The sequence below is a fragment of the Streptomyces sp. OR43 genome (assembly GCF_008042275.1).
GTDB lineage: Bacteria > Actinomycetota > Actinomycetes > Streptomycetales > Streptomycetaceae > Streptomyces.
In genome coordinates, this window is the sequence record NZ_RDBK01000043.1 from 3666076 (window position 1) to 3686391 (window position 20316).

The following is a 20316-nucleotide window of genomic DNA, read 5'->3' on the forward strand; positions in this document are numbered from 1 at the left end:
GTCACCCGCAGGTCCACCCGGTCGAGCAGCGGCCCGGAGAGCCTGGCCTGGTACCGGCGGACCGCCGAGGGCGGGCATTCGCACCCGGCCCCGCTCAGGGTGTGCCGCCCGCACGGGCAGGGGTTCGCGGCGAGCATCATCAGGAACCGGGCCGGCCGGGCGAGCCGCGAGGACGGGCGGCCGGTGACCGGCAGACGCCCGGCTGCACGGGTGCCCGCGACGGGGTGAGTGACGGGGAGCGGCTGGCCCGGGCGGCGCTGACCCGGGTGCTGGAGCCGGGGGACGTGCGCGGTGGGCGCTGGCTGCGGGAATGCGGTGGTACGGAGCTGATGCGGCGGATCACCACCCCGGACGGTTCGGCCGAGCAGCTGAGCGGGATGACGGCGAGACGGCTGGCCGGCTACCGGCTGCGGGCCCGGACCGCTGAGCCCGAGCGGGATCTCGCGGCGGCGGCCTCGGCAGGCGGGCGCTTCGTCTGCCCCGGAGACCGGGAGTGGCCGAGCCAGCTGGACGACCTGGGCGACGCCCGGCCGACGGGGCTCTGGGTGCGGGGGAGGCCAGATCTGCGGCTCTGGGCGCTGCGCTCCGTCGCCGTCGTCGGGGCCCGTGCCTGTACACCGTACGGGGCCCACATGGCGACGACCCTCGGCGCGGGGCTCGCGGAACGGGGGTGGGTGGTCGTCTCGGGCGCCGCCTTCGGGGTCGACGGGGCGGCGCACCGGGGCGCCCTGGCAGCCGGTGGCGCGACGATGGCGGTCCTGGCCTGCGGGGTGGACGTGGCGTACCCCCGCGGTCATGCCGAACTGATCGGACGCATCGTCGAACAGGGGATCGTCCTCGGCGAACTGCCACCCGCCGATCACCCCACCCGCAGCAGATTCATCCTTCGGAACCGGGTGATCGCCGCGTTGACGCGGGGCACGGTCGTCGTCGAGGCCGAGTACCGCAGCGGCTCACTGGTCACGGCCCGGTGCGCGCAACGGCTCGGCCGTCACACCATGGGAGTACCGGGTCCTGCCACCAGCGGCCTGTCAGCAGGCGTCCATGAACTCCTGCGGGGCGAGGGCGTGCTGGTCACGGACGCCGCGGAAGTCGCGGAAATGGTCGGTGACATAGGGGATCTGGCTCCGCCGAGGCACGGTCCGATGCTGCCCCGCGACTACCTGGATCCCGTCTGCGGCAGGGTGCTTGACGCACTGCCGGCCCACGGCTCCGTCAACGGACGGGAGGTGGCGCGTGCGGCGGCGACGAGTGAGGACGAGGCACTCGGCAAGCTGTACGAACTGCACTCACTGGGGTTCGTCGAACGCGAAGGCGACGGATGGAGGTTGACGAAGCGGCCGACATGCAATGGCGACGCGCGGCGAGGCGGTTCTTGACCTGGGGCATTCGGGTGAAAAGGTGATGCCGATGACCTCGGTGGATCCTTCGGCGGCGCCTCCGGGGCCGGCGTGTGACGCGGCGGCCCCGGGCGTCCGTCATGTCCTCGCCCAAGTGCGCGGTCGTGTCCGCCGCCGCGCCCCACTCCATGTCCGTTCGCCGGGAAGGCCGCGGCACCGATCCCTTATCCTGCGCGGACCGCGACACCTCAGTCACGCTACGCTCACAAGGATTCCGGCCCAGACGCAAGTCCCCCAGCACTTCACGGCAGAACGGCTCAAGGCACCACATGCCCCAGCACACCTCCGGGTCTGACCGCGCGGCAGTACCACCGGCTGCGCGTGGCACTGTGCGCCCGCCCGCGCCCTCCTCGCTCGACGAGTTGTGGCGTTCGTACAAGACCACGGGCGACGGGCGGCTGCGGGAGCAGCTGATCCTGCACTACTCACCTCTGGTGAAGTACGTCGCCGGCCGGGTCAGCGTGGGCCTGCCGTCCAACGTCGAGCAGGCGGACTTCGTCTCGTCGGGCGTCTTCGGGCTGATCGACGCGATCGAGAAGTTCGACATCGAGCGCGCGATCAAGTTCGAGACGTACGCGATCACCCGTATCCGGGGCGCGATGATCGACGAACTGCGGGCGCTGGACTGGATCCCGCGCTCCGTACGGCAGAAGGCGCGGGCGGTGGAACGCGCCTACGCCACCCTGGAGGCGCAGCTCAGACGCACGCCCTCGGAGGCGGAGGTCGCCGCCGAGATGGGCATCCAGCTGGAGGAACTGCACGCTGTTTTCAGCCAGTTGTCGCTCGCCAACGTCGTCGCCCTGGAGGAGCTCCTCCATGTGGGCGGTGAGGGAGGCGACCGGCTGAGCCTGATGGACACGCTGGAGGACACCGCCGCCGACAACCCGGTGGAAGTGGCCGAGGACCGTGAGCTCAGAAGGCTTCTCGCCCGTGCGATCAACACCCTCCCGGACCGTGAGAAGACGGTCGTGACGCTCTACTACTACGAGGGCCTCACCCTCGCCGAGATCGGCAACGTCCTCGGGGTCACCGAAAGCCGGGTCAGCCAGATCCACACCAAGTCGGTGCTGCAACTGCGCGCGAAACTGGCCGACGCCGGCCGTTGAGGCGGCCCGGACAGGCCCGGACGCCCCGGACGCGTCCCGCGCAGGCCCCGGACGAGCCCTGAACGCCCCGGACACGCCCCGAACAGACCCCGGGCGCTGCTCCGGACGGGCCCCGGCAGAGGCGACCGGGCGCCGGGCAGAGTTCGGACGGGCCGGACGGGCCCCGGCAGGCGTGGACGGGCCCCGGGCGGACCGGCAGCGGCGCTGGCGCTTCGGCCAACGATCGGGGCCGCCCGCCCCCTCTCCGGCACCGGTCGCCGTAGAGTGGTCGTGTGCCCAGGATTCGAGCGGCCTCCGTGGCCGAGCACCGGACCATGCAGCGCGGCGCCCTCCTGGACGCAGCGCGCTCCCTGCTGTCCGAGGGAGGCACGGAGGCGCTGACCTTCCCCGCCCTCGCCGAACGCACGGGCCTCGCACGGTCCTCCGTCTATGAGTACTTCCGTTCGCGGGCCGCCGTCGTCGAAGAGCTCTGCGCCGTCGACTTCCCCGTGTGGGCGGCGGAAGTCGAGAGCGCGATGGAGCGGGCGCGGACGCCCGAGGAGAAGATCGAGGCGTACGTCAGGCGTCAGCTCGACCTCGTCGGGGACCGTCGCCACCGGGCCGTCGTCGCGATCTCCGCGAGCGAACTGGACGCGGGTGCGCGCGAGAAGATCCGGGCGGCGCACGGCGGTCTGATCACCATGATCGTGGAGGCGCTCGGCGATCTCGGACATGAGCAGCCCCGGCTGGCGGCCATGCTGCTCCAGGGCTCCGTGGACGCGGCGGTCCGGCGTATCGAGCTGAGCGTGGCGGAGGAACCCGCCGTGATCGCGGACACCACCGTCGCGATGGTCCTGAACGGCGTCCGCGGCATCGGCGACGACCAGGGCTGACCGCCCACGCCACCGGGGCCGGTCAGGGCGCTTGCCGCCTTCGCCAAGGCCTGTGGGGCACCGGGTGCGGGTACGCCCCATACCGGCAGCAGCCGCGAGGGCCCGCGCCGCAGCAGGGACGGCGGCAGCAGCGAGAGCGGGTCCAGATAGGCCTCCGCGCGCCGCAGGCCCCAGTGCAGACAGCCGGAAGCGCAATGGGACGCCCCGGCCGACAGGGCCGCCACCACCTGTCCCGCCGCGACCTCGTCGCCCTTCGTGACCAGCGGGCGTACCGGCTCGTAGGTGGTACGCAGCGGCGGATCGCCCGTCCCGGCGAGTTCGATCACGACCACTCCGCGCCCCGCCACGCCACCGGCGAAGGACACCCGGCCCGCCGCGGCCGCGAGCACCCGCGCGCCGGGTCCGGCGCCGAGGTCCACCCCGCGATGCCCCCGCCCGTACTCGGTGGCCGGAGGCTCCCACCCGCGTACGACCGGAGGTCTTCCCTCCAGCGGCCAGCCCCGCCCGGCGGCCGGAGCCGCCGGGACGGCTTCCCGGCCGCCGGGAGCACCGTGAACCACCACCACGTCCGCGGCTCCTGCCGTGCTCGGCGGTGGCCGCTGTGCCGCCCGGGCGTACAGCCCGCCGCACCCCATCGCGAGCAGTCCCACAAACAGCAGCCCCGAGACGGCCGCCACCGCCCGACCGGCCCGCAGTCCGGAGATACCGCCCCGCCGTCCGGAGGTGCCGGCCGGCTGTCCGGAGGTGCCGGCCCGCCACTCCCTCCCGCCGTCCGGCACGCCGCGGCGCACGGCAGGGCGGTGGCCGGACCGGATCCGCTGACGACGACGTTCCGATGTGAATCGCATGTCCTCACCGTCCCCCGCCCCGGGGATCCGCGGGGATCATGGAGCGGATCTGTGGACTACCGGCCGGTTGTGGACAGCGCCGTCACCCGGCACCCGGTGGGTCCCGTACACTTCTTCTGGCGATCCGGGTCACCGGGTCGACTTCGCACGCCCCGCCACCTCCTTCTCTGCGGAGGTGGCCGCGCTCCTCGGTCCTTCGTGGCACGGCGCGTCGGGGCGTCAGGCGCGACAGCAAACCTGCGGTCGCGATAACCGAGTACCTCAAGGAGTACGGCCATGGCCGTCGTCACGATGCGGGAGCTGCTGGAAAGCGGCGTCCACTTCGGTCACCAGACCCGTCGTTGGAACCCGAAGATGAAGCGCTTCATCTTCACGGAGCGCAACGGCATCTACATCATCGACCTGCTCCAGTCGCTGTCGTACATCGACCGCGCCTACGAGTTCGTCAAGGAGACCGTCGCCCACGGCGGCTCCATCATGTTCGTGGGTACGAAGAAGCAGGCCCAGGAGGCCATCGCCGAGCAGGCGACGCGCGTCGGCATGCCGTACGTCAACCAGCGTTGGCTCGGTGGCATGCTCACCAACTTCTCCACCGTCTACAAGCGCCTTCAGCGTCTGAAGGAGCTCGAGCTCATCGACTTCGAGGACGTGGCCGCCTCCGGCCTCACCAAGAAGGAGCTCCTGGTTCTCTCCCGCGAGAAGGCCAAGCTGGAGAAGACCCTCGGTGGTATCCGCGAGATGCAGAAGGTGCCGAGCGCCGTCTGGATCGTCGACACCAAGAAGGAGCACATCGCCGTCGGTGAGGCGCGCAAGCTCCACATCCCGGTCGTCGCGATCCTCGACACCAACTGCGACCCCGACGAGGTCGACTACAAGATTCCGGGCAACGACGACGCGATCCGCTCCGTCACCCTGCTCACCCGCGTGATCGCCGACGCCGTCGCCGAGGGCCTCATCGCCCGCTCCGGCGCTGCGACCGGCGACTCGAAGCCGGGCGAGAAGGCCGCCGGCGAGCCGCTCGCCGAGTGGGAGCGCGACCTGCTCGAGGGCGACAAGAAGGCTGACGCCGAGGTCCAGACCTCCGCCGAGACCGAGAAGGTCGCGGACGCGGAGGCCGCTGACGCCCCCGCCGCCGAGGCTGCTGCCGAGGCCCCCGCCGCCGAGGCTCCGGCCGCGGACGCGGACGCCGAGCAGGCCTGACACCCGTCACGGCTGAAGACGGCGGGGGCCGGTGCCACAGGCACCGCCCCCGCCGTTCACCCGTAGATCTTTCAGACTTCGAGAGAGAAATACAGACTCATGGCGAACTACACCGCCGCTGACGTCAAGAAGCTCCGTGAGCTCACCGGCGCCGGCATGATGGACTGCAAGAAGGCGCTCGACGAGGCCGACGGCAACGTCGACGGAGCCGTCGAAGCCCTCCGTATCAAGGGCCAGAAGGGCGTCGCCAAGCGCGAAGGCCGTTCTGCCGAGAACGGCGCGGTCGTCTCCGTCGTCTCCGAGGACAAGACGTCCGGCGTTCTGCTCGAGCTGAAGTGCGAGACCGACTTCGTCGCCAAGGGTGACAAGTTCCAGGCCGTCGCCAACACGCTCGCCGCTCACGTCGCCGCGACCTCCCCGGCCGACATCGAGGCGCTCCTCGCCTCCGAGATCGAGCCCGGCAAGACCGTCCAGGCGTACGTGGACGAGGCCAACGCCAACCTCGGCGAGAAGATCGTCCTGGACCGCTTCGCGCAGTTCCAGGGTGCTTTCGTCTCGGTGTACATGCACCGCACCATGCCCGACCTGCCGCCGCAGATCGGTGTCCTGGTCGAGCTGGACAAGGCCGACGCCGACCTGGCGAAGGGCATTGCCCAGCACATCGCCGCCTTCGCGCCGAAGTACCTGTCCCGCGAGGACGTTCCGGCCGAGGTCGTCGAGGCCGAGCGCCGCGTCGCCGAGGAGACCACGCGCGCCGAGGGCAAGCCCGAGGCCGCGCTCCCGAAGATCGTCGAGGGTCGCGTCAACGGCTTCTTCAAGGAGGCCACCCTCCTCGGCCAGCCGTACGCGCTGGACAACAAGAAGTCCGTCCAGAAGGTCCTGGACGAGGCCGGTGTCACCCTGAAGCGCTTCTCGCGCATCAAGGTCGGCATCTGAGTCCGTCCGCGAAAAACGGTGGACCCCGATAGGGTCTGGTGCAGTCGACGGCCGCACACCGCCGTACGACCGCAGATCTGACGAGGAGGCCATTGCCGCTGAGGGACACCAGACCCACCGGCAATGGCCTTCTTCGTATGTGCACGAGGAGAATCTCCATGAACAAGGGCGCGGACGCCGCCACAGGTGACCACAAGCGCGACGACGGCAAGGTGCGCGGACGCTTCATGCTGAAGCTGTCCGGAGAGGCGTTCGCCGGCGGCGGGGGTCTCGGTGTCGACCCCGACGTCGTGCACGCCATCGCCCGCGAGATCGCGGCCGTCGTCCGTGACGGCGCGGAAATCGCGATCGTCATCGGCGGCGGCAACTTCTTCCGCGGTGCCGAGCTCCAGCAGCGCGGCATGGACCGGGCCCGGTCCGACTACATGGGCATGCTCGGCACCGTCATGAACTGCCTCGCTCTCCAGGACTTCCTGGAGAAGGAGGGCATCGACTCCCGCGTCCAGACGGCCATCACCATGGGCCAGGTCGCGGAGCCTTACATTCCGCTGCGCGCCGTACGGCACCTGGAGAAGGGCCGCGTCGTCATCTTCGGCGCCGGCATGGGCATGCCGTACTTCTCGACCGACACCACCGCGGCACAGCGCGCCCTGGAGATCGACGCCGAGGCGCTGCTGATGGGGAAGAACGGCGTGGACGGGGTCTACGACTCCGACCCGAAGACCAACCCCGGCGCGGTGAAGTTCGACGCGCTGGAGTACAGCGAGGTGCTCGCCCGCGATCTCAAGGTCGCCGACGCCACCGCCATCACGCTCTGCCGCGACAACCAGCTGCCGATCCTCGTCTTCGAGCTGACCACCGCGGGCAATATCGCCCGCGCGGTCAAGAGTGAGAAGATCGGCACGCTCGTGAGTGACCAGGGCACCCGGGCCTGACAACCGGGGGGCCGCGCCGGGGAACCGGTGAGGCCCCGGGGGCCCGTGGGACGACGCCCCCGAAGATGGACAACGGCCTGCCGGTCGGACACCGTGCAGGTGAGGACGCGACGCAGGATCCGCCGGGCCCGAGCACGCCGGGCCCACTCAAGACACGCAGGAGCACGTGGTGATCGAAGAAACCCTCCTCGAGGCCGAGGAGAAGATGGAGAAGGCCGTCGTGGTCGCGAAAGAGGACTTCGCCGCGATCCGCACCGGCCGTGCGCACCCGGCGATGTTCAACAAGATCGTCGCCGACTACTACGGTGCGCTGACCCCGATCAACCAGCTCGCCTCGTTCTCGGTGCCCGAGCCCCGTATGGCCGTCGTGACGCCGTTCGACAAGACCGCACTGCGCAACATCGAGCAGGCCATCCGCGACTCGGACCTCGGCGTCAACCCGAGCAACGACGGCAATATCATCCGGGTGAACTTCCCCGACCTCACGGAAGAGCGCCGTCGCGACTACATCAAGGTCGCGAAGACGAAGGCCGAGGACTCCAAGATCTCGATCCGGGCCGTCCGCCGCAAGGCGAAGGAGACCCTGGACAAGCTGGTCAAGGACAAGGAGTCCGGCGAGGACGAGGTCCGCCGCGCCGAGAAGGAGCTCGACGACACCACCGCGAAGTACGTCGCGCAGGTGGACGAGCTGCTGAAGCACAAGGAAGCCGAGCTGCTCGAAGTCTGATGAACGACTCCTCCTGGGGCGTCCCGCAGGGCGTCGGTCATCGGGCTGCGCCCGAGATGCGGGCCGCTCCGGCGGGTCCTGCATACGATGTGCATGACGCCCAGCAGACTCGGCCCATGCCCATCGTGCCGGACGTTCCCGACGCAGGTAGAGACGCTGACGACCGTGATGACCGGGACCAGGGGGCCGGACGCCTGAGCGGCGGCCCCCTGTTCCGCGACGAGAAGCCGCAGGAGCCCATGTCCACCGCGCCACCACCCCCGCAGAAGAAGCGTGCGGGCCGTGATCTGGGAGCCGCCATAGGGGTCGGCGTGGGGCTCGGTGCCGTCGTCGTCGCCTCGCTCTTCATCGTCAAGGCCGTCTTCGTCGGTGTGATCGTCGTCGCCGTCGTCGTGGGCCTGTGGGAGCTCACCTCCCGGCTGGAGGAGCGCAAGGGCATCAAGGCGCCCCTCGTACCGCTCGCGATCGGTGGCGCCGCCATGGTCGTGGCCGGTTACGCGCGGGGCGCGGAGGGTGCCTGGGTCGCCATGGCGCTGACCGCCCTGGCGGTGCTGGTCTGGCGGATGACCGAGCCGCCCGAGGGCTACCTCAAGGACGTCACGGCCGGCGTCTTCGCCGCGTTCTACGTGCCGTTCCTGGCCACCTTCGTCGCCATGCTCCTGACCGCCGACGACGGGCCGCAGCGGGTCCTGACCTTCCTGCTGCTGACCGTGGTCAGCGACACGGGGGCGTACGCCGTCGGCTGGCGCTTCGGCAAGCACAAGCTCGCCCCGCGCATCAGCCCCGGAAAGACCCGCGAGGGCCTCTTCGGTGCCGTGGCGTTCGCGATGGTGGCCGGTGCGCTGTGCATGCAGTTCCTGATCGACGACGGCACATGGTGGCAGGGTCTGCTGCTCGGCCTCGCGGTCGCCGCCAGCGCCACCCTCGGCGACCTGGGCGAGTCCATGATCAAGCGTGACCTCGGAATCAAGGACATGGGTACGCTCCTTCCCGGACACGGCGGGATCATGGACCGGCTGGACTCCCTGCTGCCGACCGCCCCGGTGGTCTGGCTGCTGATGGTGATTTTCGTCGGTTCCGGCTGAGAAGCTTGCGGGTCACCCCTTCTGACCTGCGTTTTTACGAGTGAGGGTCCGTTGTCCACAGGGCGGCGGGCCCTCACTGTTCTGTCTGCGACACTGGATGAACCATGCCTAAGCCCGGAGAACTCAGCCGGGAACGGGAAACGAACAGGCTTTGACCTGCGCGTTTCCCGTTGCTCCGGGTGCCTCCTAGGCCGCCTGGGCCGTCTCTGGGCCGTCATCGCTCTCGCCGGCAGGCTCGTAGAGCTTGTTCACGGCCTTTCGCGTGCGTCCCTCGCTGCTCGGCATGAGGTGCGTGTAGACCCTGAGGGTGAAGCCAGGGTCTGTGTGACCGAGGTAGTTACTCAGAGCCTTGATGTTCTCTCCCGCGTCCAGAAGAACGGACGCATAGAAGTGCCGAAGCGCATGCATCCCGTGTTCGCGGGCGGACGGTAGGGGCTCCTTCCCCTCCGGCTTCGTGATGAGCCCTGCGGCAGCAAGGGCAGGCTTCCAGGGGCTGATGTTGAAGTTGCTTCGGTAGACGTGATTGCCACGCGGCCCGGTGAAGACGAGTGAGCGAGTCAGCGGGGGACCGTCTGGCTTCAACCAGGGGAGCGTCACGCTCACGGGCGGATGCTCCGTCATGTGGCGCGCCAGTACCTGTCCTACCTGCTCGGGGAGCGGCACATCACGCACCTTCTCGCCCTTCGGTAAGGCGAAGAACGCCCGCCCCTTCACCACCTTGATCTGCAACCCCACGTGGAGCCAGCCCGTCAGGAATCCCACGGCGTCAACGGTGAGACCAAAGATCTCACCCTGGCGGAGGCCGCAACCCGCTCCGACATCCACCATGGCTTGGTATCGCTTGGGAAGCGCCGCCCGGACGGCGAACGTCTGTTCAGCGGTCCAGGGAGCAACGCGCTCGCCACTCGGCTTTGGTGGGGTCACGGAACTGGAGCGGCAGGGATTGCGAGGCATCAGGGTGTCGTCCACGGCCGCGGTCATCACTGAGGAAACCGTGGCGAAGATGCTCCGGCGGTACGAGGACGACAAGCCGGCGTCTTCCAGCTGACGCGTCCACGTACGAATGTGGCTGGGGCGGAATGACGCGAGCGGCCGCGTTCCGAGGTACGGGAAAGCGTGCAGCCGAAGCTGGGTTTCTGTCGTTGCTCGTGATGCCACGTTCGTGGTCTGCGCAGCGATCCAACGATCCGCGTACTGCCGGAAGGTGGTGCGGCTGGAAGCTGGGTCGATGTAGTGGCCGCGTGACATATCGGCTTCGACTTGAGCCAGCCATTGTTCTGCGAGGCGCTTCTGACGGTCGGCGAAGGACTTGGACTTCTCTGTGCCGTCGGGGCCGACGTAGCGGGCGCGGTAGCGGAGTCCGAGCCCGTGGCGGTCTGTCTTTACGCGGATGGTCTTGCCGTCGGCGGCAGTGGTCTGGGTCTTGAACCAGCGGTCTTGGATGTGGCCGGCCAAAGGATGCTCCTGGGCATGCGGCAGGGGCACGACCGTGTGGGTCGTGCCCCTGCTGGTGGTGGGATGTCAGGCGGCGGTGATTTCGGTGTTGCTTTCGACCCAGGCCCGGACAGCGGAGGGGTCATAGCGCAGGTACTTGCCGATGCGGATGGCGGGTGGGCCGACGCCCGTCTTGCGCCAGGTGTAGAGCGTCTCGATGCTCGGCAGGCTGAACATCTGCATGAGGTCGTCGGGGGTGAGGTACCGGTCAGGGAGGCCTGCACGCAGGGTCGTCTGCGGGGCAGTCTCTGGAGCACGTTTCGGGGCCACGGTGCGACTCCTTGGAGAGGGCGACGGCTGTGCCTGTCCTATGTGCGGATTTCTGCGTCACAGCGTCACCAGCGTCACGCGTGCTTCTGACCTGCGGTTTTGCGTGACGCAGCGGTGTGCGGGTGCGTCATCGGTGCGTCACGGGCTGCGTCACGGCGTGACGCAGGTGACGCAGGATGACGCAGAGATTTCCGTCTGCGTCACGCCTGTAGCCGCAGGCCAGGGGCGGTTTTTGCCGTCCGTGTGACGCTGTGACGCAGAGCTTCCCTACTTAGGAAAAGAAGAAGGGGTGTCTGTAGTGGTCCGGTGGCTTCTCAGAACGTGAATGAGGGGCCGCTGCGCGGCGCGACCATTGGGCGGCGTTCCGCCGAACAGCAAGAAGAGCACGCGCCCCCGGGGGCTGGTGCTCTTCTTGCTTGTCTGGGCGAACGTGGTCGCGGTTAGAACGCTTCCGTCTGTTCGTCGTGGGGTGGGGTGGCGTCCCGGCGGGTCATTTCGAGGTAGCGGCCCTCGCGGGTGCGGCCGGAGTCGATGAGGACTCCACGGGCGGCCAGGGTCGGTTGGAGGCGCTTGAGGCGGTCGGAGAGGACTTTGCCGGTGGTCGGCCACCCTTTGGGCAGGGGGCGCAACTCGTCGCCGCTGTAGACGCCGCTGAGGCAGTGCAGCCACTGGGTGGACGTCATCTGCTGCTCGCCGCCCGGTTCGATGCTGTCGGCGTGCGCGAGGACGGTCTGGGCGAGCAGGTCACCTTCGATCACGTCGTCGTTCAGGTCGTCCAGGCTGGCCCGGTAAGCGTTCAGCGCTCCGAGGCTGGACGCCGCGTCGAACTGCGCGCACAGGTGGGCGAAGTCGGCCATCCGCAGGTCGGTCGGCGTCTCCGCCTCAGCGGCGCGGACCTTCACCGCAAGATCCAGGAGCGAGCCGAGGATGACGGGCAACGCGTCCTCGAACTCTGCCCACAGCTCGGCCTCGGTGCGGCGGACGGTGGGGCGCTCCAGGCGCAGGGGCAGGAGCCGTTCCGCGAGGTCGGGCCGGATGACCCCCACGTCGATGCCGGTCAGGAGCAAGGGGCGGCGGTAGCGGGCCCGGTGGACATCCCCGTCGGTGAACAGCGCCCTTTTGACGCTCTCGGCTCCGGTGACGATGCAGCACATGGCGTCGGATAGGTCCGGCGTCATGTGGGAGAGGTTGTCCAGCGCGGTGACCCACCCGGCGGCCACGGCCGCGATGAGGTTCTCCTCGTCCTTCGGCGCGCGGCGCAGGTCGCCGCTCATGCCCTCGATGATCCGCACGAGCATCCGGCCGGCCGTGGACTTCCCCGCGCCCTGCGGCCCGGTGAGGAACGGGGCGGGGACGGGTACGGACGGGCCCAGGCAGCCGATCAGCCATGCCATGGCCAGGCACTCGGTTTCGGCGTTGGTGAAGTTCGTCAGCCTGAACAGAAGGTCGATGCCTTTGCCGTTGGTGTCCTTGGCCGGCAACGGAAGCTCCCCGGTGAGCTGGGTGCGCCGCCAGCACACTTCCCGGGGGTCGGGCACGGTGATGTCCCAGCCGGTGGGGTGGATGCGGACGGACTGCCCGTCGTTGCGGCCCAGGTCCAGCCACGTCGCTCCGTCGAAGCCGGGGGCGACGCGGATCTGCACGGCCTGGGTGGCCTCGGTTAGCGCCAGCGCCTCGATGAGGTCCAGCGCTTCTTTGAGAGCGGTCCCGTTGAACACGCCGCGCCCGTCCTTGAACAGCCCGACCATGAGTTCCTGGCGGTGGCTGCCGGTGGTGCCCTGGGAGCGGATGGGGCGGGCGACGGGGTGGCCGTTCTTCTGCGCGTAGACGGTGCCGTCGGCGGTGCGGAAGTACCGGAAGTGCTCCTGCGCGTAGTCGGTGATGATCTCGCGGGCGGGGTTCTTCTCGTCGTCAGCCATGGTCACAGTCCCAACCGGGTGAGGGCGTTGGTCCACGCATCGGTGCAGTGCCGGGCCGTTTCGCCCTTGGTCTGGGCGGCGGTGAACAGCCGCGTGATGTGGGTGTCGGTGAGGCAGCCGCACCGGCCGTGGGCGGACAGCACCGCAAGGAACGTGCGGTACACGGTGGCGTGGACCGCACACGTGGCCTCGGTGATGCGCTGCTCGGCCATGGAGATGCCACGGTCCAGGTAGGCAGGCACGCGGTGGGGACAGTTGCCGCCCCTGGCCTGTGCAGGCACGGTGATGGCGTGCGGCGCCGGCCGGGCCGTAGGGGGGTCCTTGACGGCCAGGGCGCGCACAGCGTCCGGCAGCTGGGTCATGGTGCCGGTGCCGGGGCCGAGCCACCGGGCGTAGGACATGGACGACTTGATGTCGACGCCGTCACGGACACCGTTCGCGGAGCGCATAGCACCGCTGTAGAGCCAGTGCTCCCCGCGCGTCGTGGGCACGGTCCTGGTGGCGGGCAGCGTCTCGCGGGCCCAGGCCATGGCGTCGGTGTGGTCCAGGTCCACGACGGTGAGTCCGACGCCGCCGGGGTGGTAGCCGACACATACGGCCTGCCGCCAGGCATCGCCCCAGGCGGGGGAGGCGATCACGGTGGGGTCGGTGGTGGCGGCCGCCCAGGCGTGGCAGACGTGGGGGCACTGGCACGGCCCGGGACTCTTCATGTTCGGCCGGCCGCCGCATGCGTTGTCCCGGCAGTCGGGGCAGTTCCCGAACGGGACCTTCCCCGCCCGCAGCGGCAGGACCGGCACACCGCGCGGAGCCAGGCGCAGAGCGGTTCCCAGATGGGCGTTCATGCGGCCACCGCCCGCATGGAGACGAGCCGGGCTGCGCCGATCAGCTCCGTGTAGTCCGGGGGGATCGCTTCGGTCAGTTCCTCGCGGACGTTGGTCCAGGTGATGCCCATGGCCTGCTGCATCTCCGGGACGGTGGCTTTGCCGCCGCCGGCGCCGTACGCGGCGACGTAGGGGCCGTCGCGGTAGACGCCGTGGCGGTAGCCGCGTACGTAGCCCCGGTGCCGGGGGTGTGCGGGTTGCGGCACGCTCCACCCGCCCCCGAGCTCGAACACGCGGTGACGCAGGACATCGAGCTTGAACATCTCCCCGCACAGCCGCAGATCGGCTCGGACGGGGGCTTTCCCGTTGGGCTGCTCGATGACGTACGGCAGGCCCGTCGCATCGAGCAGGGTGCGGAGTTCGGGGATGAGCTGGACGTGGGTGCGGCCCCAGCCGCGCGCCTTGTTGGTGCCGACGGTGAGGGCGCATCCGGCCTGGCACGGCGGGGAGGCGTGCACGGCCGCGTACCGGCGGATCTCCCCGGACGTGATGAGTGCGGCGAGGTATTCGAGGGCGTCGGCGCGGTGGAAGGTGAAGGGGTAGTTCGGGCGGTCGACGATGTCGATGCCGGTGACCTTGAACCCTGCCCGGTTGTAGCCCATGGCCGCGCCGCCGGCGCAGGAGAAGAGGTCCAGTAAGGCGGGCCGGTGGTCGGCTGCTCGCCGGATCGGGACGTGTTGAGTCATGCTGGGTGTCTCCAGTTCTGTGTTGAGTGCTGGCAGGCAAGGGCGGCCCCGTTTCATTGGCGTGAGAGGGGGGCCGCCCTTGGCATGTCAGAAGGGCGGTTCGTTGCTCCAGGGGTCGCGAGCGGTCCGGCGGCGGGGGACGTGCGGGAGGGTCAGCAGGGTCCAGCGCCGGTGCTCGTTCCAGCACGTGCAGGGGTCCCACTCGGTGCCGGCGTACTCGCCGGTGTGGTCGCCGTAGTCGTAGGCGTGTCCGCCATCGCCGTCGCAGTCGGGCAGTCGGGGCGGGGGGCGTCGGTCAGGACGAGGGTTCTGCGGTCCCAGCCGGTGAGCTGGAAGCGGAATCGGATCACGGGTTCCCTTTTCCTGGGGCAGGGAGGCGGACGCACCCCCTGGGGTGAGCGTGTGGAGCGGGGTTTCGGGGCTCTGACCTGGGGCGCCTCCCTGACTCCCTGAACATCATTTACGCAGGTCAGGCCAGGGAGTTGAGGCAGGGAGGGGGTGAGGGAGTTCTCCCTGCCTCCCTGCCGTGCCGGGGTGCGCCTCCCTGTCACTGGGCGGTGGAAGCGGAACCGTCCTCGGGGCGGCCGGCGAGTGCGCGGGTGAGCCGGTCGCGACCGATGACCATGACGCCATCCGACTTGTAGGGCTCGGCGCCGGTGCCGTCCAGGGCGCTCTTGAGGTCGATGAACGACCAGTCGCCGTAGGCGTCCTCATTGAGCGTCGCGAGCTTCTTGAGGACGTCCTGGGTGCGCACGCGCGGGCGGTCGGCGAGCACGGTGAGGATGTCGGCGAGCGGGTCACGGTCCGGGTCGTGCTCGATGACGTGCAGGGTGGTGACCCCGTCGCGCATGGCCTTGGCGCGGTCGGTGATGACGGTGGCCGCGTCGTCGTCGATGTAGTGCGTGCGCACGGTGATGGATGACTGGCCGGCCGGGATGGTGATGCCGTCCGAGGCGACCACGAGCGTTCCCCGGTCCAGTCCGGGGCGCAGCAGGTTCGGTGCGGCGCCGCCGTCGACGGCCTTGTCTCCGAGGGCCATGCGGGCCTGGGATTCGGTGCCCAGGGCGAGGGAGGCGCGGGTGTGGGCGCCTTCGCGGACCAGTTTGGGCAGGTTCTGGTCGGTGGGGTCCTGGGTGCCCTGCCACATCAGGACGTTGACGGCCCGTCCCTGGTTGTGGATCTTGCGGACGGCCATGAAGTAGCGGGAGTTGGCCTTGGCCCCGCCGTACGGGCGCTTCTCCTCGTCCTTGACCGGGCACATGAACGCCACCTGCGCTTCGTCGACGAGGACGATCAGGGGCGGGAACGTGGTGCCGGGCGGGGCCTGGATGCGGCGGTTCATCTCGTTCACTGCACCCTCGACCATTTCCGTGACCTGGATGACGTGCTCGTCGGTCGGGCCCTGGATGAGGGTGGTGGCCAGGCCGTCGAACATGTTCCAGTCGCCGACGCCCTTGAGGTCGCCCATCAGGAACTGCACCGACTTGTCCAGCGCCAGCCACAGGGCGAGCGAGCGCAGGGCGACGGTCTTGCCCTGGTTGGACAGGCCGGTGATGAGGAGGTGGCGTTGGTAGACGCTGATCGCGGCGGCGTCCCCGCGCAGGTCTTGGCCCCACGGGGCTTTGCCGGTCTTGTAGTTGGCCTTGGTGTCGGGGTCGGTGACCAGCGGGGACGGGCCGATCGGCTCGTCCAGGGCGCCGGAGTCGGCGACCCAGAGCCGGACGGTGCGGGCGGCGGCGGGGATGGTGATGAACACTTCGTGCTCGTGACGGGCCAGGTTTTCGGCAAGCTTGCGCCGCCGGTTCTGCACCTCGTTCGTGGAGACACCGGAGGGCAGGGTGACGTCGACTTCGACGCCGCATCCCGCGATCCGGATCGGGCCGAGCATCGCCGCGCCGGCGTCGCCCATCTCCTTGATGGCGTTGCGCAGCGGGGCGACACCGAGGTCGCGCAGCGCGGTGACGACGATCGATGGGGTGAGCGGCGCCCCGGCATCCTCGCCACGGGCGTTGGTGGGCAGGGCCCAGGCGGGTGCGGCGCCACGGTGACGGCCGACCGCCCACACCCCGGCCAGCGCCACCCACGGGGCAGCGGCCACGAGCGGCCCCCACACGACGGTGGTGATGACGGCCAGGAGGCGGATGAGGTCGATGAACGCCATGAGCGGGGTGACGACGTCGGCCGGGTTCTTGTTCGCGACGGCCAGCGCGATCCCGATCACGATCAGGGTGCCGACCCCGCCGGCCGCGCCGAATGCCGCACCCTTCACCACCTTCTCCGGGGCATTGAGCAGGTCCATGCGGCGGCGGTGCCGGTCGGCGCGGAAGCGGTGCAGGCGCTCTTCCCACTCGCCCGCGGCTTCATAGTTGCCGACCGCTTCAGCGGCCCTGAGCATCCGCTCGTAGCGGGCCCCGGTACGGCCGTCCCACGCCCGACGGGTCACGATCCTCGTGCCACCGAGGACGTAGGAACCGTGCCGTACGGCGACCCGGGCAGCGGTGGTGGTGCGTTCGTGCCGCACCGCACCGGCGACCGCACGGCCGGTACGCCGCCACACCCGCACCGGCCGAACCGGGGCGGCCGGGGCGGCCGATGCATCAAGGGTTTCCGGGGTCTTGAACAGGTGGATCACGTTCTCGGACATGCCTGATCTCTCCTGATGCTCGACAGAGGGTCGGTTCAGCGCTCCGCGCGCAGCACGGCGCGCTCAGCGCGGCGTACTGCGTCCTCGGCGGCCTTGCGGGCCTGCCGGGCGGCGGGGCGGTCGGTGCGGGGCGCGGTGCGCTCGGCGGCCTTGGCGTTGGCCAGGGCCTGGCGGGCGTCAGCCTGCACCTGGTGCAGGGCCCGCAGCTCCTGGGCGCCGCGCTCGGCGGCCCGCTGGTCGATCTTCTCGATCCGGGCCTCAAGGCGGGGGTCGACGCAGTCGGCCATGGCCTGGCGGAATCCCTTGCGGAACAGCCGGGCACGCTCACGCTTCTCGGCGGGGGTGTAGCTCTCCACGGTGTCCTCCTCGGGCGGGCCGGGCTGTCCGGTCCTGCACCCGCCCGGTACGAGACCGGACGGACACAGGCACGTCAGCCCCGGCGACGGGCTCGGGAAACGGACTTGGAGGCGGTCTTGCCCTCACTGCCCCCGATGGACTTCACGACGGTGACCACGCCCCAGGCGGAGACTGCGGCGAGGAACGCGAGCATGGCCAGGTTGGCGGCGATGGCGGTGAGGACGCCGACCAGGAGCGGGCCGAAGTACACGCCGGCCGCGACCGCCCCGGCACCGACTCCGGAACCGAGCGCGATGCGCTGGACGGTGCGGTCCGGCGGGGCCTGGTGGATGTGCTGGTGAACGATCTGCGGCGCACTCTGCTGGACCGGCAAAGAGGCCTGGTCGGCGTAGGTGTAGGTGCCGTCCGGGAGGCGGACGACGGGGGCGGGGACAGGCAACGAATCCATGGTCTTCCCTTACGGAGGGCCGCTAAGGTCGCGGCATGGGGGGACTGGACGTCAAGCTGCGGCTGAAGCCGTGCAAGTGGTGCAAGCGACCGATCAAGCAGGGCCGTTGGTGGAGGCCGAAGCGGTACTGCAACCGGTGGCACCAGGTGAAGTACCGGGTCGTCGACCTGGTCAGTAACGTGCTGGACGGCCTTTAACCGCCCCGTCCGGCACCGTCGGCGCAGGGCACGCACATGCCGAGCGAGCGCGGGATGCAGTACCCGGCATCGCGGCGGCAGTTCGGGCAGGTGCGCCGCGCGGCCATGGCCTTGGCGAGCGCTTGTGCGCGGCGGGGGGTCATGGGGCGTACGGGCTTGGCGTGGTCGATGCGGTAGAGGTAGGCGACCAGCGGTGCGCGGCGGCGGCGCGGGCGGTGGAGTACGGCGGCGACGTCCTGTCCGCCGGGCCGCAGCCCCAACGCCCGCAGCTGCCTGCGGGTCGCGTATCCGTCCGGGGCCAGCCGCCACCGGAACTCGGGGAGCGTGGCCATCAGGCGACCATGCGTTTCCACGCGCTCCGCAGCCGGACTTCGGATGCGGAGTGGCCGGCCGCCCGGAAGCGGGTGGCCATCTCGCGGTAAGACAGGGCCGGGGTTTCGCTGTGCCGGATCTCGTCGACGAGAGCGTCCAGCGCGTCTTCGGTGAGGGCGGGGGCCGCTTCCAGGGCGAGCGCCGGGACGGGCTCGGTGGGTCCCCAGACGGGGAGTTCCCAGCGGGGTGTGACGCCGGGTGTGACAGGGGTCGTCACGCTGGTCAGGGCCCTGCTGGTGTCCTCGCCGTTGCGGGCTGTCTCCAGCGTCGACCACGCCTGTGAGAGGGTCTGGGCGGTCTTGGCCTGGACGCGTGCGACGCGTGACCCGGTTTCCGTCACGGCTGTCAGCCGGGTCTCCTCGGTCGCGGCCTCGGCCCGCAGCCGGGCGCGGGCCACGGCCGCTTCGTCGCGGGCCTCCTGCTGGATATCCCGGATCGAACCCAGCGCGGTCGGGGTGAGCGCGGTCTGTTCCCACAGCCCGTGCACCAGCCACAAAGCCTTGGCCGCGACGGGCAGCCAGGCCACGGCCAGCCACGCGCCGGCGGACTCCTCGGCCAGCAGGGCGTGGGCGACCAGGACGCCGGTCGCGATCAGGCCGAATGCCCAGCCGACCCCGGTGACCACGCGGCTGTGGTCGCCCTGCGCGGCGAGGCGGCGTTCGTAGGCGAGGGTGGCCAGCCACCCGCCGTCGATCCCGAGACCGACGACCAGAGCGACGGGCCACGGCATCGCCGTGCCGAGCCACATCATCACCACGGCCAGCGTGAGGACCATGGACACCGCCGTCATCGCGACGGCCGGCAGAACGGTCTTGGCCTTCATGCCGCACCGCCCCACAGCGTGGGCCGGACCCTCACCGAGGCGATCAGCCGGACCGGCGACGCGGGGTCGCCGGGGATGTCGCTGTCCTCGATCCAGGACCACTCATCACCCGGCACGCTCTCGTAGCCGAGACCGTTCAGCGCGTGCTCGCGCTCCGCGATGGTCGGGACCGCGGCCGTGCGGGGCCAGATGTGCTCGGGCCACGCGGTCGGGGTGTTCATCAGCGGGACGTACAGGTGCCACGTGCCGCCACTGTTCGACATCTGCGCGGGAAGCGTCATCACGACCGTTCACCGCCCCGCCGGGCGCGGCTGTAGCGCACCCACCCGATGACCTGGACGAGCACGCCGCCCGTGGCCAGACACCGCCACGACGGCTCATCCAGCAGGGACGCCAGACCCGCCCCGGCCAGCGCCAGCGCGATACCGACGAACACGACGACCAGGGCGCGCCGCTCGGAGGTGAGGTTCACGCTCATGCCGCACCGCCCGTCAGGGGCGACGTGGCGCGGTTGGTGAGGTCCCGCCGCGCCGCCATGACCCGGTTACGGGCCCGGCGAACGCGGCGTACGTCCAGCTCGTTCGCCGGCCGGTCGATGGTCATGATCTGCGCGTCCAGCAACTCGACTTCCGCCCGGATGAGCGGCATCTCCAGCTCAATCGCGTCCAGCTCGGCCCCCGTCGGCTCGAAGTCGAGCGAGGCGGCCGTAACAGTGGCCTGAAGTGCAGCGATGGTCTTCATGGGTCGTTGTCTCCTAGCGGTAGGACGGCCCAACAACAGCGGCCCCGGTGTGTCACCACCGGGGCCGCGCGCCGTCTGCGGGTGAAGCAGGAAGGAAGTGCTCCAGCTCCCCTCAGCGCCGCACGTCCGAGACGTGCGGCGGAGGCAACCGGCCGCAGCTCGAATGCTGCGGAGGGGTCGAATCGCGCTGTACCTCACACGGGGAGCCCGTGTGGCCGCCTACTTGGCCGAGGAGAGGCGGCGTAATCCCCATTCAGTTGTCATAGAACTTGCGCTTCCTTGGAGCCCGTTTCACGGAGCCCTCCGGGCGACAGACACAGGTGTGTCGGGGCGCCCTCCGCTCGATCGAGTCGACCGGCGGGCACATCCCTAAGG

Annotated in this window: 22 protein-coding genes and 3 pseudogenes; 9 read left to right on the plus strand and 16 right to left on the minus strand. The window is 70.1% G+C overall.

The genetic code is table 11. The annotated features are described in order from the left end of the window. Nucleotides 1–158, minus strand: a pseudogene (locus EAO72_RS35705) (ATP-binding protein); the annotation flags it as partial. A gap of 66 nt (nucleotides 159–224) precedes the next feature. On the opposite strand from EAO72_RS35705, the gene dprA reads away from it, so the two are divergent. The 3 genes from dprA (at nucleotide 225) to EAO72_RS35720 (ending at nucleotide 3378) form a co-directional block, all read left to right on the plus strand. Then, the gene (gene dprA, locus EAO72_RS35710; protein ID WP_148021165.1) at nucleotides 225–1379 is read left to right on the plus strand and encodes a DNA-processing protein DprA; all 1155 of its coding nucleotides are present in this window, start codon (nucleotides 225–227) and stop codon (nucleotides 1377–1379) included. 290 nt (nucleotides 1380–1669) lie between these two features. Next, complete coding sequence (gene whiG, locus EAO72_RS35715; protein WP_148021166.1) at nucleotides 1670–2506, plus strand: RNA polymerase sigma factor WhiG; 837 nt, start codon at nucleotides 1670–1672, stop codon at nucleotides 2504–2506. Nucleotides 2507–2802: 296 nt separating this feature from the next. Then, nucleotides 2803–3378 (plus strand): TetR/AcrR family transcriptional regulator, encoded by a 576-nt coding sequence (locus tag EAO72_RS35720; protein WP_148022225.1) that lies wholly within the window; start codon nucleotides 2803–2805, stop codon nucleotides 3376–3378. A gap of 62 nt (nucleotides 3379–3440) precedes the next feature. Here EAO72_RS35720 and EAO72_RS35725 read toward each other — a convergent pair. After that, a pseudogene (locus tag EAO72_RS35725) lies at nucleotides 3441–4013 on the minus strand (peptidoglycan DD-metalloendopeptidase family protein); the annotation flags it as partial. A gap of 489 nt (nucleotides 4014–4502) precedes the next feature. Here EAO72_RS35725 and rpsB point away from each other — a divergent pair. The 5 genes from rpsB to EAO72_RS35750 all read left to right on the plus strand — a co-directional run bounded on the left by rpsB (nucleotide 4503) and on the right by EAO72_RS35750 (nucleotide 9109). After that, nucleotides 4503–5426, plus strand: coding sequence for a 30S ribosomal protein S2 (rpsB, locus tag EAO72_RS35730; RefSeq protein WP_148021167.1), 924 nt, complete (start codon nucleotides 4503–4505; stop codon nucleotides 5424–5426). 99 nt (nucleotides 5427–5525) lie between these two features. Beyond that, on the plus strand, nucleotides 5526–6362 hold the full coding sequence (tsf, locus tag EAO72_RS35735; RefSeq protein ID WP_148021168.1) for a translation elongation factor Ts: 837 nt from the start codon (nucleotides 5526–5528) through the stop codon (nucleotides 6360–6362). 158 nt (nucleotides 6363–6520) lie between these two features. After that, a complete protein-coding gene (gene pyrH / locus EAO72_RS35740) occupies nucleotides 6521–7297 on the plus strand; it encodes a UMP kinase (RefSeq protein WP_148021169.1) in 777 nt (258 codons plus the stop codon). A gap of 169 nt (nucleotides 7298–7466) precedes the next feature. Further along, nucleotides 7467–8024 carry a ribosome recycling factor gene (gene frr / locus EAO72_RS35745; protein WP_024488459.1) on the plus strand — a complete coding sequence of 186 codons (558 nt, stop codon included), beginning with the start codon at nucleotides 7467–7469 and terminating at the stop codon, nucleotides 8022–8024. Beyond that, nucleotides 8024–9109: a phosphatidate cytidylyltransferase gene (locus EAO72_RS35750; protein ID WP_148021170.1), complete on the plus strand. Its 1086-nt coding sequence runs from the start codon at nucleotides 8024–8026 to the stop codon at nucleotides 9107–9109. Before frr ends, EAO72_RS35750 begins: the two co-directional genes overlap by 1 nt. Nucleotides 9110–9295: 186 nt before the next feature. Here EAO72_RS35750 and EAO72_RS35755 read toward each other — a convergent pair whose 3' ends face one another. The 9 genes and pseudogenes from EAO72_RS35755 to EAO72_RS35795 all read right to left on the minus strand — a co-directional run bounded on the left by EAO72_RS35755 (nucleotide 9296) and on the right by EAO72_RS35795 (nucleotide 17808). After that, complete coding sequence (locus tag EAO72_RS35755; protein ID WP_148021171.1) at nucleotides 9296–10564, minus strand: tyrosine-type recombinase/integrase; 1269 nt, start codon at nucleotides 10562–10564, stop codon at nucleotides 9296–9298. Nucleotides 10565–10630: 66 nt separating this feature from the next. Continuing rightward, a complete protein-coding gene (locus tag EAO72_RS35760) occupies nucleotides 10631–10873 on the minus strand; it encodes a helix-turn-helix transcriptional regulator (protein ID WP_148021172.1) in 243 nt (80 codons plus the stop codon). A 440-nt stretch (nucleotides 10874–11313) separates the two neighbouring features. Further along, entirely contained in the window at nucleotides 11314–12792 is a 1479-nt protein-coding gene (locus EAO72_RS35765) for an ATP-binding protein (RefSeq protein ID WP_148021173.1), read from the minus strand. A gap of 2 nt (nucleotides 12793–12794) precedes the next feature. Next, entirely contained in the window at nucleotides 12795–13634 is an 840-nt protein-coding gene (locus tag EAO72_RS35770; RefSeq protein ID WP_148021174.1) for a bifunctional DNA primase/polymerase, read from the minus strand. Then, on the minus strand, nucleotides 13631–14359 hold the full coding sequence (locus EAO72_RS35775) for a DNA cytosine methyltransferase (protein WP_148021175.1): 729 nt from the start codon (nucleotides 14357–14359) through the stop codon (nucleotides 13631–13633). The genes EAO72_RS35770 and EAO72_RS35775 overlap by 4 nt, the downstream gene beginning before the upstream one ends. 87 nt (nucleotides 14360–14446) lie before the next feature. Further along, nucleotides 14447–14709, minus strand: a pseudogene (locus tag EAO72_RS43535) (hypothetical protein). A 197-nt stretch (nucleotides 14710–14906) separates the two neighbouring features. Further along, nucleotides 14907–17003, minus strand: coding sequence for an FtsK/SpoIIIE domain-containing protein (locus EAO72_RS35785; protein WP_148021176.1), 2097 nt, complete (start codon nucleotides 17001–17003; stop codon nucleotides 14907–14909). A gap of 35 nt (nucleotides 17004–17038) precedes the next feature. Beyond that, nucleotides 17039–17359: a hypothetical protein gene (locus EAO72_RS35790; protein ID WP_148021177.1), complete on the minus strand. Its 321-nt coding sequence runs from the start codon at nucleotides 17357–17359 to the stop codon at nucleotides 17039–17041. Between the two features lie 74 nt (nucleotides 17360–17433). After that, nucleotides 17434–17808: a DUF6251 family protein gene (locus EAO72_RS35795; protein WP_148021178.1), complete on the minus strand. Its 375-nt coding sequence runs from the start codon at nucleotides 17806–17808 to the stop codon at nucleotides 17434–17436. A 35-nt stretch (nucleotides 17809–17843) separates the two neighbouring features. Here EAO72_RS35795 and EAO72_RS42320 point away from each other — a divergent pair, with 35 nt between their 5' ends. Then, the gene (locus tag EAO72_RS42320) at nucleotides 17844–18005 is read left to right on the plus strand and encodes a hypothetical protein (RefSeq protein ID WP_187285321.1); all 162 of its coding nucleotides are present in this window, start codon (nucleotides 17844–17846) and stop codon (nucleotides 18003–18005) included. On the opposite strand, the gene EAO72_RS35800 is transcribed toward EAO72_RS42320, so the two are convergent. From EAO72_RS35800 to EAO72_RS35820, 5 genes are read right to left on the minus strand one after another with little or no spacing between them, the layout of a single operon-like run. Then, the gene (locus EAO72_RS35800) at nucleotides 18002–18337 is read right to left on the minus strand and encodes an RRQRL motif-containing zinc-binding protein (RefSeq protein WP_148021179.1); all 336 of its coding nucleotides are present in this window, start codon (nucleotides 18335–18337) and stop codon (nucleotides 18002–18004) included. The genes EAO72_RS42320 and EAO72_RS35800 overlap by 4 nt on opposite strands. Further along, on the minus strand, nucleotides 18337–19200 hold the full coding sequence (locus EAO72_RS35805; RefSeq protein ID WP_148021180.1) for a protein spdB: 864 nt from the start codon (nucleotides 19198–19200) through the stop codon (nucleotides 18337–18339). Before EAO72_RS35805 ends, EAO72_RS35800 begins: the two co-directional genes overlap by 1 nt. Continuing rightward, nucleotides 19197–19481, minus strand: a complete 285-nt coding sequence (locus tag EAO72_RS35810) for a DUF6303 family protein (protein WP_148022226.1) — start codon at nucleotides 19479–19481, stop codon at nucleotides 19197–19199. Before EAO72_RS35810 ends, EAO72_RS35805 begins: the two co-directional genes overlap by 4 nt. Next, the gene (locus EAO72_RS35815; RefSeq protein ID WP_148021181.1) at nucleotides 19481–19678 is read right to left on the minus strand and encodes a hypothetical protein; all 198 of its coding nucleotides are present in this window, start codon (nucleotides 19676–19678) and stop codon (nucleotides 19481–19483) included. The genes EAO72_RS35810 and EAO72_RS35815 overlap by 1 nt, the downstream gene beginning before the upstream one ends. Further along, nucleotides 19675–19941, minus strand: a complete 267-nt coding sequence (locus tag EAO72_RS35820; protein ID WP_148021182.1) for a DUF6284 family protein — start codon at nucleotides 19939–19941, stop codon at nucleotides 19675–19677. Before EAO72_RS35820 ends, EAO72_RS35815 begins: the two co-directional genes overlap by 4 nt. Between the last annotated feature and the right edge of the window lie 375 nt (nucleotides 19942–20316).

Excerpts from the sequence above, each read along its gene's own strand:
- EAO72_RS35820 (WP_148021182.1), bottom strand. The coding sequence starts at position 19,941 with ATGAAGACCATCGCTGCACTTCAGGCCACTGTTACGGCCGCCTCGCTC.
- EAO72_RS42320 (WP_187285321.1), top strand. The coding sequence starts at position 17,844 with ATGGGGGGACTGGACGTCAAGCTGCGGCTGAAGCCGTGCAAGTGGTGC.
- pyrH (WP_148021169.1), top strand. The coding sequence starts at position 6,521 with ATGAACAAGGGCGCGGACGCCGCCACAGGTGACCACAAGCGCGACGAC.
- EAO72_RS35810 (WP_148022226.1), bottom strand. The coding sequence starts at position 19,481 with ATGACGCTTCCCGCGCAGATGTCGAACAGTGGCGGCACGTGGCACCTG.
- rpsB (WP_148021167.1), top strand. The coding sequence starts at position 4,503 with ATGGCCGTCGTCACGATGCGGGAGCTGCTGGAAAGCGGCGTCCACTTC.
- EAO72_RS35775 (WP_148021175.1), bottom strand. The coding sequence starts at position 14,359 with ATGACTCAACACGTCCCGATCCGGCGAGCAGCCGACCACCGGCCCGCC.
- EAO72_RS35785 (WP_148021176.1), bottom strand. The coding sequence starts at position 17,003 with ATGTCCGAGAACGTGATCCACCTGTTCAAGACCCCGGAAACCCTTGAT.
- EAO72_RS35815 (WP_148021181.1), bottom strand. The coding sequence starts at position 19,678 with ATGAGCGTGAACCTCACCTCCGAGCGGCGCGCCCTGGTCGTCGTGTTC.
- EAO72_RS35770 (WP_148021174.1), bottom strand. The coding sequence starts at position 13,634 with ATGAACGCCCATCTGGGAACCGCTCTGCGCCTGGCTCCGCGCGGTGTG.
- EAO72_RS35795 (WP_148021178.1), bottom strand. The coding sequence starts at position 17,808 with ATGGATTCGTTGCCTGTCCCCGCCCCCGTCGTCCGCCTCCCGGACGGC.
- EAO72_RS35765 (WP_148021173.1), bottom strand. The coding sequence starts at position 12,792 with ATGGCTGACGACGAGAAGAACCCCGCCCGCGAGATCATCACCGACTAC.
- EAO72_RS35750 (WP_148021170.1), top strand. The coding sequence starts at position 8,024 with ATGAACGACTCCTCCTGGGGCGTCCCGCAGGGCGTCGGTCATCGGGCT.
- tsf (WP_148021168.1), top strand. The coding sequence starts at position 5,526 with ATGGCGAACTACACCGCCGCTGACGTCAAGAAGCTCCGTGAGCTCACC.
- EAO72_RS35800 (WP_148021179.1), bottom strand. The coding sequence starts at position 18,337 with ATGGCCACGCTCCCCGAGTTCCGGTGGCGGCTGGCCCCGGACGGATAC.
- EAO72_RS35805 (WP_148021180.1), bottom strand. The coding sequence starts at position 19,200 with ATGAAGGCCAAGACCGTTCTGCCGGCCGTCGCGATGACGGCGGTGTCC.
- whiG (WP_148021166.1), top strand. The coding sequence starts at position 1,670 with ATGCCCCAGCACACCTCCGGGTCTGACCGCGCGGCAGTACCACCGGCT.